Origin of the sequence: Solibacillus palustris (genome assembly GCF_022549215.1) — a bacterium.
In the GTDB taxonomy this organism is placed as follows: domain Bacteria; phylum Bacillota; class Bacilli; order Bacillales_A; family Planococcaceae; genus Solibacillus; species Solibacillus daqui.
In genome coordinates this window covers 335,932-348,534 of the sequence record NZ_JAKZFC010000002.1, presented here as the reverse complement: position 1 = coordinate 348,534, position 12,603 = coordinate 335,932, and the positions used below count along the sequence as shown (strand labels likewise).

Here is a 12,603-nt window from a genome sequence, read left to right as displayed (position 1 = left end):
AAAGGTGTATCACTTAAGGCTATTTAAGCAATTAAAATAGCTAATTTCCTCTTGATTCTGTCAGGGTTTGAACCCCCACCGAATATTGAATTACAAATTTGGCATTCGATTTTACCTTTTATCTTTTTGCTAATAAAATATTGTCTTACTTATCGCTTACACAGTTAAAATATTCCATGCTACAATTAAGAGTAATATAAATTAGAGGTGATCTTTCATGATAAAAATAACTGCAGATAGTACGTGCGACTTATCTCCAGAACTACTTGCAAAATATGATATTTCATTAGCATCACTACATGTGCTAATCAATGAAGAGGATTATTTAGATGGTGTCAATATTACACCAAAAGACATTTTTCATTATGTAAGTGTTGAGAATAAATCATGCTCGACTGCTGCTATTAATACATATGAGTACGAGCAGTTTTTCAAACCCTATACAAAGCAATATGAGGCAATCATTCACATTAGTTTAGGGAGTGAGTTCTCTTCCTGCCATCAAAACGCTTGCCTAGCCGCGCAAAGCTTTGAAAATATTATCGTCATCGATTCACAAAATTTATCGACAGGTAGCGGCTTACTCGTTTTGGAAGCAGCTGAACTTGCCGCGCAAGGTTACACAGCGAAGGAAATCGAAGCGCGAATTTTAGCGCAAGTTCCTGAAATCGAGGCGAGCTTTGTCATCGATAAAATGGATTACTTAAAGCGTGGTGGGCGCTGTTCAAGTGTCGAGGCGTTTGGTGCAACATTATTAAAAATTAAACCGTCCATCGAGGTTACTCACGGTAAAATGGAAGTCGGTAAGAAATATCGCGGTCAATTTGCAAGCAGTCTTGAAAAATACGTAAAAGATCGTCTTGAAAACCGTACAGACATTGATTTATCACGCATTTTCATTACACATCCTGATTGCCCTGATGAACTCGTTGAGCAAGTAAAAACGATGATACAACGTCAAATGCAATTTGATGAAATTCTAATAACAAATGCTGGTTGCACCGTTTCTACGCATTGCGGTCCGAGTACATTAGGAATATTATTTAAACGCACAATTAAATAATTTTGATGTGTGAGCTTGAAATAGCTGCAAACATCCAATAAATACGAAAACGAACGTGCTTCATTGGGCACGTTCGTTTTTATATCACTCTATATCGCAGTGCATTGCATCCTTAGATTCATACCATGGAACACTATAACCCTTCCCCTTCGCACAAAAGATACTGGAAGATGTATAAGTAGGGTCTGCGTCCTTATTATAAGCAATTTGCTCAATGATAACTTCTGCATTATGGCAAACATCGTACCCATCAAATTGCAGTGTCAAGGCCCCTTTACCGTTTGTAAACGTCGCAAATTGCGTACTGTAATCTATGAATGTCGCTACGGGTGCGCGACCATAAATTGTTACACTTTGCTCGGTTAATATAGGCGCTTCAAATGTACCGCTCGCTTGCTGAATATCACTCATTATACGACCAATATGCTCGTTGCTCGCCTTCATTTTAAAACGGTAATACGGCTCTAATAGAATGTTGTCAACTTGTTCGAGCCCTTGTCTTAGCCCACGTAATGTTGCCTCACGAAAATCCCCACCAGCTGTATGCTTATTGTGTGCTCTCCCTGTAAGAAGCGTTACATGAATATCAGTTATTGGAAAGCCCGTTAATAACCCATGATGATCACGTTCGAATACATGCTGCTCTATTAAACGTTGATGTCCTACAGTTAGATCATCAGCATGACAAGCATTTGAAAACGTAACCCCCTTTCCACGTGGATTTGGTTCTAGCTTTATATGCACCTCCGCATAATGCTTTAAAGGCTCAAAATGACCGTAACCAATTGCTGAATCTTTAATTGTTTCTTTATATAAAATTTGTGGCTTTCCGAATGTCACATCAATTGAAAAACGTTCTTTTAATACTTCAATTAATACCTCAAGCTGAATAACACCCATCACATGCACCAATATTTCTTGAAACTGCTCATTCCACAAGACGCGAAGGCTCGGTTCCTCTGCCTCTAGCTCACGGAAAATACGTGTTAATTCCTTTACGTGTAATGGTCCATCATAGTTTACCTTTGCCTGCAAGGTTGGTAGCATAGCAAAAGCTGCTTCATGTTCATTTCCTAAAACATCGCCAATGACCGGCGTAGATAAACCCTTCACTGCAAAAATATCACCAGCTTCAATTTGCTGTACGGATGTATAGTTTGTGCCATTGTAAAGACGGATTTCTGTTATTTTTTCAGTTGACTCACCAAACGTAAGTTCATCGCGTACCTTTAAAATGCCTGCAGTTGATTTCATAAACGTTAGACGCTGCTGCTGATCGTGGCGAATTTTAAATACCGTCGCTTCAAAGGTGTCGTTGTTATCAAAATGTGTCGTTGTCAGCTTATCTACAGCATTAAAAAATTCGAGTATACCTTCATCCTTTAATGCTGAGCCAGGCATGCAAACAATCGCTTTTCTCTGTTGTACGAGTTCACGTAAAACCGATAAACTTTGATCATGAGTTAATTCATCGTTAAAAAATAATTCCATTAACGCTTCATCACGCTCTGCTAGCCACTCTATTACTGTAGAATCTATACCATTTGTAAACAGGATCGCATCGGGTGAAAGTTCCTGGCGAATCGCCTTCATGACTTTTTCAACATCCGCCCCTTCACGATCGACTTTGTTAATAAATATAAAAGTTGGGATCTTATGCTGCTGAAGTAACTGCCACACGGTTTCTGTATGCCCCTGAATGCCTTCAACTGCGCTTACAATAATAATTGCCGCATCCATCACATGAATCGCTCGCTCCATTTCTGGTGCAAAATCGACGTGACCGGGTGTATCGATTAAATTAAATGTATGTCCTTTATATTGAAATCGCCCCTGCTCAGCAAAGATGGTAATGCCGCGCGCTCGTTCAATCGCATGATTATCTAAATGGGCATCCTGATGATCGACTCGCCCACGTTTTTTGATCGCCTGTGTATGATAAAGTAATTGCTCACAAAATGTTGTTTTTCCAGCATCTACATGTGCTAACACGCCTATTGTTTTATACAAAAAAATCACCGCTTTCTTGCCATTTCAAGTCAGTATAGCATAATTTCAAACAACGAAAAAAGAGCGCCTATAATGCGACGCTCGACTCGTTAAAAGTAAAATCATTAATTTTAGCAGGAGTAAATTAAAATAAAAGCCTTCAAAAATTAAAAATCTTTTTTATCATAGATGTTATGAGAAATATAGTAAGAAATCGTAAAAATAATGAGCGCAATAACTGGAACAATATAGGTAACCTTTTGCCAATCTATGTTACTTGGAATAGTAACACCTAAGTTAGATAATAGTAGCAACGCGATTATCGGCATTGAGCTAATGGCCAGTAGCATTATTCGGCTTTTCTCTACCCCGAATTTATAAATTAGGGGTAGCATAACTGCTAGTAAAATTAAACCAACAGAAGCGACCATACTGTTTGAGGCAAATAACCCAACAACTTCTACAGAGCTTTCTTTAATAAAAGTAACAGTGACTGTTATGATAAGTGATATTACTAAGCCCATTACAATAAATAATAATGCAACAACGTATTTACTTTGAACCATTTGCTTCCGTGTAACAGGTAATGTGTGACCAAACACATCCCATTTTGCTTGCTGATCATAAGTAAATGAAGATATAGGAATCATCGCAAATAAAATAATGAGCATCCCAGCCACAAAACTAACGTCATCCATTGAAAAACTCAAAATACTATAAAATACAACAAACACGATGATTGTTTTTAAATAGCTTTGTAAATTTAATAAGTCTTTCAATACTAAACTCATCATTTCTTGTCACCTCTTACATAATACAGCATAATATCGTCAATCGTTGGTGCATCAATAACTAGATCTGGATACATATGCTGTACTGCCTGTTTGTTATTTACTAATGCCTGCACTGCAAATTGCCCCTTTTCATACCCAATTATATGTGTTTGATCCAATGAATCAAATTGCTGCTCGCTACATTTTACGACACCGTATTTGTAAATTAAATCATCCTTCATATCGTTTAAAATCACTTCACCGTTATGGATAAACGTAATATAGTCCGCAATTTTTTCTAAGTCGGTCGTAATATGGGATGACAATAAAATGGCACGCTCCTCATCTATTATAAAATCTTGGAAAATATTCAAAATTTCATTGCGAACAACTGGGTCTAGCCCACTTGTTGGTTCATCTAAAATAAGCAACTTTGCATCATACGACAATGCAATTGCAATAGACAACTTCATACGCATACCTTTAGAAAATTCTTTCAGTTTTTTTGTTGCGGGTACATTGAATTGCCGTAAATAACGGTTAAAAGTTACATCATTCCACTTTTTATACAAACCTTTCAAAACTTTCGCCATTTGCCTTGGTGAAAGCTCTTCATGAAAGAAGCTCCCTTCCATCACGATCGCGATTTGCTGCATCACCTCTTTATTCGTTGTGTGAAATGGTAGACCAAATAGCGTAATTTCCCCACCATCTTTCTGAATTGCACCAATAATTGCTTTAATAGTCGTCGTTTTGCCCGCGCCATTTTCACCTATTAGTCCCACAATACTTCCTTTTGGGATTGTTAAATTAACTTTTTTTAATGAAAATGAATTGTAATGCTTGGATAAATTTTTCACTTCCAAAATTGTGTCCATTAGTCTTCTCCTTTATAAATTATCATCAGCATCTCACTTAATTCTTCGAACGATATATCGCTCATTTTGGCGATGTCCACTGACTTTTGTAATAGTTGTTCTATGTTTTTTAGCTGCTCTTCACGAATAAAATCCATATTGCGTGAAGCAACAAAGCTGCCTTTTCCTTGAACGACTTCGATAAAACCATCACGTTCAAGATCTGCATATGCTCTTTTTGTCGTAATCACACTTACCTTTAACTCTTTAGCTATGACACGAATCGAGGGTAATAGTTCACCTTCCTTCAGCTGACCGTTCATAATTTGCGCTTTTATTTGCGAGGAAATTTGCTCATAAATTGGTTTATCACTCGCATTACTAATAATAATATTCATAACACACCTCATGTTTATAGTGTATATACTGTGTATACACACTATAATTTATATACAAAAAATTGTCAATAAAAAAAGATATGCTCGAACGAAATGTTCGAAGCATATCTTTACTTTAGAAATGATAGTCATCTTCACAAATAATCATTTCTTTCGGATCATATGGCTCAATATGCACAAGTGTCATGGCATGTGGATTAAGCTGTTGCACTGCTTTTTCAATTTGCTCGGTAATAGTGTGTGAATCGCGAACATTTAAATTCGGATTCACACAAACAGTAATGTCCACTAAAATCAAACTTCCATGCTGCCGTCCGCGTACCTCTACCACTTCACGAACACGCGGAATTATTGTTACACGTTCTTCAATTGAGGAAATAAGCTCTGTATCAAAGCCATCTGTTAATGAAAACACCGCCTCTTTGAAAATTTCAATGGCCGTTTTAATAATGATTAAACCAATAACAAATGCTGTTATAGTATCAATTATTGCGAAACCAAAAATCGCTGCCGTAATCCCAATAGCTGTTCCGATACTAACTAGTGCATCCGAACGATTATCATATGCGGCCGCTTTAACCGCGCTACTATTAATTTTTTTCGCTAATGCGAAATTGTATTTATATACTGCAAACATCACAATCGCACTGAAAATCGCAATGACAATCGTTAATACACTTGGCTCCTGATGAATCGGATGCTTAATATTTTCAACAGCCGTCTTTAATACTTCGATTCCCACATAAACCATAATGAAAGATGCTATTAGTGAAGCAATCGTTTCCGCACGAAAATGTCCATAACGATGGTCGTCATCAGGTGGACGCTGAGAAATTTTTAATCCTATTAATACCGCAATCGAGGCAATAATATCCGTCGTATTGTTTAAACCATCTGCTTTTAATGCTTCAGAATCGCCTAGATAGCCGACAATTAATTTAAGTAAGCTTAAAAAAATATAGGCGATAATCGATATGTACGCACCTTTTTCACCCGCACGTAAATTTGTATACTGCTCCAAAATGTTTCCCCCTCGAAAAACTTCTTTAAACACGAAAGAGGCTACCCCTTGTCAAAAAAATTTGACGAGGAGTAACCTCTTTTATATGTAGTTTTTATTAGTATACCAAAAAATCGCGCGAATAACGACTACATCTTATTGGTATTGTTGCATTGCTTGACGCATGCACGCCATATTAGCAATTGTACCGCCATCACTTAGCATAAATGAGGATTCTACATAATCGCATTTGAAATTTGTGAATACCAAAGCGTTAATTCTTATTTAGCAAATTTTTAGTTAGACAAAATTTTTATAACTACAATTTTTCACTTCCCTCATTAGGACCTTACAATGTACAGAATGGTTCTATTTTAACGTTGTTTTTGGATCCAGTGTGGAATTTCATACACGGAATTTGCTTGTTTAAAGCAGTGCTTGAGCGTCCAATTATTTGGTAGTGTAATCTTTTGATGACGAAGTAATAACCCCAGAACGAGGTAACCTTCCATATCTTCCTCCATTGCTAAGTCTGTCCACCATTTCTCAACACTATCTAACTTATCTAGTTTCGCAAAAATGGCATCCACTTCACGCCATGAATGATCATCGGTATTTAACGAAAGTAAATAGAGCGCGTAATTCACACGTGCAAGGGGCCTTTCTGAATTTTTTACCATATCTAGTAATTGATTAAAGTCGAATTGCCCTTCGATAGAAGCATTGTCATGACGAATCAAGTAAAATAAGTCACTCGCCGATTCAATAATCCCTTCCTTTAAAAGCTTGACATAATTTTCAATAGACTTTTCAATATTATGCTCGTTTTTATAATAATGAAAAGCTAATAAATAATAGGCTTCATACCCTTTGCCTGTCTCCATAAATTTATCGAGAAGAAGCAACCCTTTGTCGAAATCTTTCGAAAAATTACCCATCGTTAATAATGACGTAGCATATGACAGATAAGCTTGCCTATAATCTAATGCGCATGCTTGTTCAAATAAACGAATGGCCATATCGATATCTTGTGGCATATATTTTCCCTCTTCTAAGAATTCAGCGAGAACCACCATTGCTTCTGGCACACCTTTTTCAATTTCACGCCAAAGAAGTGATTGTACATCTTCAGCTGTTTCATCAAAATTTTTTTCTTGTAATGATTGTAAACATCTTATACCAATTGCTTTTTCAAATCGATCTTCTATTAATTCCTCAAATAGCTTCTTTGATTCCACTTCCCTTTTCGTTATTTTATCGCCTTTGGCTAATTCGATGGCTAAATTAATTTTTGCGACATTGCAGCCCTTTTCCATACCTTGTCGTAAAATTTTCTCCCCTTCAATCCGTTTTCTTGAAGAGCCATTACCATTTAAATAAGCCGTTCCAAGCGAACTATAAGCATTTACAAACTCATTTTTTACCGCCATTTGCAAGTAGTTGATACCTAAATTATAATTACGTTTAAAGCCTATACCGTCTATTAGTGCATTTCCAAGTATCAAAGACGCTTCATTTGAGCCTTCTTCAATTGCCATTTGTAACCACTTCAGGGCTTCATCATTGTCTTGTGGAAATCCCTCTAATTGATATAGATATGCTCTACCTAATGATAGCATAGCTGAAGTCGAACGCATTTTCACGGCCTCTAAAAGCCATTGCTTTCCTTGTTCAAAGTCTAGCTTTACATGTTTACCTTCTAGATAGTATTCAGCTAAAAGCAAACACGACTCTTCATGCTCCAATTCAACCGCTTTTTCAAGCCATTCAATTCCTTCATCTATATGTTGCAGTAAATGCTCACCTTCGATTAATTGCATGCCTAAATAGTGCATTGATTGCACAAATTCTTTTTCAGCTGCCCGTCTTAACCATTGCTCGCCTTCTTGTACGTTCTTCGTTAGTCTCTTACCATCTGTGAGATTTCGTCCTAGGATAAACATCGCTGTAATATTTTCTCGTTCTTTAGCTAACATTCTCAATAATCGATAAGCTTTTTCAGGATTCGCTTCTGGCTGATCCATCTTCATTAAAAAATGAACCAATCTGAGGATACCCCTTTCATACCCCTCTTCCACAAGTTCCTCCAGTAATTCATAGCCCTCATCTTTATTAACACCTAATCCTTTTCCATCAATTAAGCGACTACCTAACATCATCTTCCCAGGTTGATATCCTTGTTCAATTGCTTGACGCAGGTATTGCTCACCTTCTTGTCGTAGCTGTTCTTCATTTTTATAATCAATCAAAAAATTCCCTAAAAAACACAATATTTCGGGTTCAGCATTATTAGCAGACTTGCGAAGCCACTCTTCAGCTTCCCTCTTTTCCTGTTCTTTGCTACTTTTCCCCATTAATATTAATTTTGCATAATTCACAACGGCCTTAGGTTTACCTAGTGATGCTAACTCTCGCATGCAATACTTAAAACCTTGGGGAATCTTTTTAACGGATGTAATCATGTGAAAAGCTAATTCTTCCACCTTCTTAAGCTCTTCGTCTTGAATCAACTCATCAATGATTTTTTTGACAATCTCAATTTCTTTTCGAGACCCCTCGCTCATCCAATAATTCACAAAGTCAGCAACTAGTTTCGACTCTATGTCTTCATCGTCTTTCATCCACTCAGTATAGTCCTCTAAATGTCTTTTTAAATCGCGTTTGCCAATTCCTTTTCTAACATAATCCGCATATGCCTTAATCCCTAGCTTAATATTTTTCTTGGCTGTTTCGAGACCTTGGATCTGATACGAAACTGGCTTTAATAAATCAATAATTTTATCTAAATTAAGCCGTTCGTCAAATTTCCCTTCTAAATAGCCTTGTATATCATCTAAACTAATTGCTGAAATCGGCTCGAAAATCGCGAGTAAATGTAGAACTTCTTTTAAATATTCACCGCGTGCATCCTCATACGCACACAGCCATTCATCCTTTTGACGGTCAAAATATTTCCCAAGCTCATCTTCCACATCGACTTGTGTAAAATCGCCGTTAACGTCCTTTAGTTTACGGGCAATTGCCGCAATCTGTAAGGACCAACCTTTACTATTACGAAAAACCTGATCATTGAACTTTTTCTCCTCTTTTCCAACGAAATCGTCAATACCTGTAAAAAGAGGAATTTCATTGCGTTCGATATAGCCGACTTGATCTGGATAAACCAATGCGCTACTATAATTTGTTAGCCATTTTTCAATTCCAAGATTCGGACGGACCGTCAATAATGCGGAAACGCCTGGTGGTAATTGACGTGGTAAAAATTCTAAATTATCGAGCAAGGTGGTGATTTCATCTAGTGCATCAATTATTATGACGACCGGACCGTATTGCTGTGTAAGCTTTCGGAGTACGCGACTGAAGATGCCTTTATGTATTTCGAGCTCACTCCTAACATTTGTAGGATGGTTCATCACATTTGTATTCAACGGTAAAGACACAACATTCTCTTGAGTTGATGGATTAGATAAATTTAATAAATTCTTCGTAGGCGAAAATAGTTGCTTGGAATAATCCCCAAAGTGTTCTCCCGAAATCGCCCTATTCATTTGCGATGAACTATTAAAAAAGCTCATTTTTTCTAACTCTTGCAATGCAGGCGTATGATTCGGTAAATCTTCTGGCTCGAGTAACATCGTATTCGCTTGTACAATAAGTGAGCGTAAAATACGAACAGGGTCAGATTCCCACTTTCCAAAATGAATAAGTTGTCCAGGCAACCACGGTGCAGCCTGCTTGATATTGACGTCTGACTCAATCAAACTATCTTGCTTCGCAAGTAATTGCTCAGATACCTTTGCACAAAGCGCTGTCTTCCCAATACCTTCAATCCCTGTGAGTATATAATAGCCACCACTTTCTCGTAATTCTTCTGTTAGCTTATCAACGATTTTCTCCACTAAATCCTGTCTTGCTTTAAATCCTTTGATTTCTTCCCTACGCGATACACGAATCGAAGCGATTAAATCCTCTGCTTCTGCATCAATTTGACGACATAACAACCCCTTCAAATTGGCTTTAATCACGTCATAATTTAGATACAGCGGGACTAAAATAATTGTCATAGCACAGCGCAAATAGTTCAATCGCAGTTCGCTAGATGAAAGTGCTGTATTATGTGTTTCGTAATTTCTTGAATTTATTGCAATCCACATATACTTTTTCCCAACATCTTCGAAGGTATCAGCCGTCTCCGCTTCTACCTCTTGTTGGTTTAATAGTCCTAACTGTGTAACGGTAGGCTTTAAAGTGAAGTAATGTTTCTCTTGATTGAGCTTCTCCCACTTTTCCTTATCGCTAAAATAAAGCACGGGTTTAATCCATTTCTCAACATTTAGCAGAACCTGTGAGGCTTGGTCCGCATCATTTTGATCGGCAAATGCCCTTTCTATATTTTTTAACAAAGATGAGATATTAGTAAAATAAGGATGTTTTTGACAAGAAATAGTAAGTCGGTCAGCTAAAGTAACAAGCTTCTCTAAATCATCAATCATGCCACAATATGTACTTTTCGATAAATCATTTTTTAACAGATCTTCGATTTCATTTGTATAATTAGAGAAAAACAGTTGAGACATTTATACCACTCCATTTTTTTGATTTAAAACAATTGTACCACTTTAAAATTTTAAAAATATATAATAACATTGCCGATTCGCATTTTTTTTGTTAGAAAAATACAAATCTAGTTAAAAACTAGCGCTATGCACATTCAACGCATAACGCTAGTTTTTAACTCTGAACTTTATAAAGTTCTAGTAATTCCCCTTGTTGATTCAACAATACTGCGTTTAACTGCCCACTCATATAGCAGCCACCATCAATGGCAATATAGCGCTTGTCATCACTAAGCCATACATCATTTGATTCATGGATGTACGTTAAGGGTGTATGACCAAACACATTGATGTACGATGTTTTATTTGTTATTTCATAATGCTTACGAATCCATATAAAATCACGCTCTGTTGTTTCTTCAAGTGTAGCAAACTCAGAATTAAAGCCAGCATGTGTGAAAAGTACATTACCAATAGTTTTGTATACGGGAGCTAATTTCAAAAACTCTAGCTGATATTTGTAATGCTGCTTTATTTCATTGGCTTGTAAGATATATGGTTTTTCCCTTATGTAGGTAGGTAAATGAACAAGTAGATTTTGCATCGTTTCTTTACCACCATTCATATAATAATGCTCCTGCTTTTCCATTGGATTGTTTAAAAAATTCAGCAGCATATCTTCATGGTTGCCCTTAACAAAAACCACGTTATCACCGTATGATTGCTTAAGTTCAATTACTTTTTCAATTACCTGTAAGGATTGCGGCCCACGATCGATTAAATCTCCTAAAATCACTAGTATATCTTCTGGATTCCAATACGTTAATAGTTCTTCAAAGTGCTTGTAATGTCCGTGAATATCACTAACTACGAATAGGTTGCTCATTTTGTCTCAACTGCCGTTTCTGTAAGTTTTTAACTCCATTACTTATATAATACCACTTAAAATACTGCAAGGAAGCTAACTATAAAAAGTTAATTCATTTTAATGCTATTGCACAACAACGAACTAACGTTCTATAATAGAAATGGAAAAAATTTAAAAAGGAGACAACTATGCGACCAATATTAAACAAAGATGTACAAATACATGATTTTCTTAATTATTATTGGCTAAAAGAGGAACTGCAGCAATTTTGCCGGGCACACGGACTTAGTGCAACCGGTTCTAAGGCGGATATCACAAACCGAATTAAACTATTTTTAGAAACGGGTGAAGTTGTAAAGCCAGAACGTAGCCGATTTACAAAACAAAGTGTTGAAAAACATAATTTAACATTGGAAACGGTAATCAAAAAAGGACATACATGTAGCCAACCTGTACGTCACTTTTTTAAACAGCATATTCCTAACTTTCATTTTTCCACATATATTCAAAACTATTTTAAAGAGAATATCGGTAAAACATATCAAGATGTCATTAATGCTTGGCACAAAGAACAGCATCGCCTTAAAGATCCCACTTATACTAAAAAAATCGCTCCTCAATTTGAATATAATCAATTTATTCGTGATTATTTTGCTGATCCAGCGAACAAAGGTAAAACAAGAAACGATGCTATCGCTGCTTGGAACATAATCAAATCGCAACCGGGAGACAACAAATACAAATTGAGATAAAGTATTTCAATTCTAAAAATGACTATATGATAATACTCAATAACTCAAAAAGCGCTATTAATCAAGCCCTTGCATCTATTGAGATTTTTTACAATACTTTTGAAAAGATAGGCGGATTTGGCTATGAATATTTTATCCCTATAGAAAAGGTTGATTTCGGGAAGTATTATAAATTTGAAGCGCTTCTTTTTACGTCCGTGGAAATAGCCCCCTTTAAAATGTCTTCTATTATGACTACATCAGCATTCGCCACTTCAACTACGTCAACTATTTACTTGCAAAATTTGATGTACTTTCCGATCTACTACTTGATTCCAAAGAGACTCTTCTAATTGAATTTACCTATC

General features: G+C 36.4%; 9 protein-coding genes. 2 read left to right on the top strand and 7 right to left on the bottom strand.

Annotated features, from left to right (window positions below; all coding sequences use genetic code 11):
- The first annotated feature begins 217 nt into the window (after positions 1-217).
- A complete protein-coding gene (locus LZ480_RS08755) occupies positions 218-1,063 on the top strand; it encodes a DegV family protein (protein ID WP_241369028.1) in 846 nt (281 codons plus the stop codon).
- Between the two features lie 84 nt (positions 1,064-1,147).
- On the opposite strand, the gene LZ480_RS08750 is transcribed toward LZ480_RS08755, so the two are convergent.
- The 7 genes from LZ480_RS08750 to LZ480_RS08720 all read right to left on the bottom strand — a co-directional run bounded on the left by LZ480_RS08750 (position 1,148) and on the right by LZ480_RS08720 (position 11,522).
- On the bottom strand, positions 1,148-3,073 hold the full coding sequence (locus tag LZ480_RS08750) for an elongation factor G (protein ID WP_241369027.1): 1,926 nt from the start codon (positions 3,071-3,073) through the stop codon (positions 1,148-1,150).
- A 146-nt stretch (positions 3,074-3,219) separates the two neighbouring features.
- Positions 3,220-3,846: an ABC-2 transporter permease gene (locus tag LZ480_RS08745; protein WP_241369026.1), complete on the bottom strand. Its 627-nt coding sequence runs from the start codon at positions 3,844-3,846 to the stop codon at positions 3,220-3,222.
- Positions 3,843-4,703, bottom strand: coding sequence for an ABC transporter ATP-binding protein (locus LZ480_RS08740; protein ID WP_241369025.1), 861 nt, complete (start codon positions 4,701-4,703; stop codon positions 3,843-3,845). The genes LZ480_RS08745 and LZ480_RS08740 overlap by 4 nt, the downstream gene beginning before the upstream one ends.
- Positions 4,703-5,080: a GntR family transcriptional regulator gene (locus LZ480_RS08735; protein ID WP_241369024.1), complete on the bottom strand. Its 378-nt coding sequence runs from the start codon at positions 5,078-5,080 to the stop codon at positions 4,703-4,705. The genes LZ480_RS08740 and LZ480_RS08735 overlap by 1 nt, the downstream gene beginning before the upstream one ends.
- A 115-nt stretch (positions 5,081-5,195) precedes the next feature.
- Positions 5,196-6,101 carry a cation diffusion facilitator family transporter gene (locus LZ480_RS08730; RefSeq protein ID WP_241369023.1) on the bottom strand — a complete coding sequence of 302 codons (906 nt, stop codon included), beginning with the start codon at positions 6,099-6,101 and terminating at the stop codon, positions 5,196-5,198.
- Positions 6,102-6,454: 353 nt separating this feature from the next.
- Positions 6,455-10,657 (bottom strand): hypothetical protein, encoded by a 4,203-nt coding sequence (locus tag LZ480_RS08725; protein WP_241369022.1) that lies wholly within the window; start codon positions 10,655-10,657, stop codon positions 6,455-6,457.
- Between the two features lie 154 nt (positions 10,658-10,811).
- Complete coding sequence (locus LZ480_RS08720) at positions 10,812-11,522, bottom strand: metallophosphoesterase family protein (protein ID WP_241369021.1); 711 nt, start codon at positions 11,520-11,522, stop codon at positions 10,812-10,814.
- Between the two features lie 170 nt (positions 11,523-11,692).
- On the opposite strand from LZ480_RS08720, the gene LZ480_RS08715 reads away from it, so the two are divergent.
- Positions 11,693-12,256 (top strand): DUF6434 domain-containing protein, encoded by a 564-nt coding sequence (locus tag LZ480_RS08715; RefSeq protein ID WP_241369020.1) that lies wholly within the window; start codon positions 11,693-11,695, stop codon positions 12,254-12,256.
- The last annotated feature ends 347 nt before the right edge of the window (positions 12,257-12,603 follow it).

Coding starts and splice junctions, on each gene's coding strand:
- LZ480_RS08745 (WP_241369026.1), bottom strand. CDS start 3,846: ATGATGAGTTTAGTATTGAAAGACTTATTAAATTTACAAAGCTATTTA.
- LZ480_RS08755 (WP_241369028.1), top strand. CDS start 218: ATGATAAAAATAACTGCAGATAGTACGTGCGACTTATCTCCAGAACTA.
- LZ480_RS08735 (WP_241369024.1), bottom strand. CDS start 5,080: ATGAATATTATTATTAGTAATGCGAGTGATAAACCAATTTATGAGCAA.
- LZ480_RS08720 (WP_241369021.1), bottom strand. CDS start 11,522: ATGAGCAACCTATTCGTAGTTAGTGATATTCACGGACATTACAAGCAC.
- LZ480_RS08725 (WP_241369022.1), bottom strand. CDS start 10,657: ATGTCTCAACTGTTTTTCTCTAATTATACAAATGAAATCGAAGATCTG.
- LZ480_RS08740 (WP_241369025.1), bottom strand. CDS start 4,703: ATGGACACAATTTTGGAAGTGAAAAATTTATCCAAGCATTACAATTCA.
- LZ480_RS08715 (WP_241369020.1), top strand. CDS start 11,693: ATGCGACCAATATTAAACAAAGATGTACAAATACATGATTTTCTTAAT.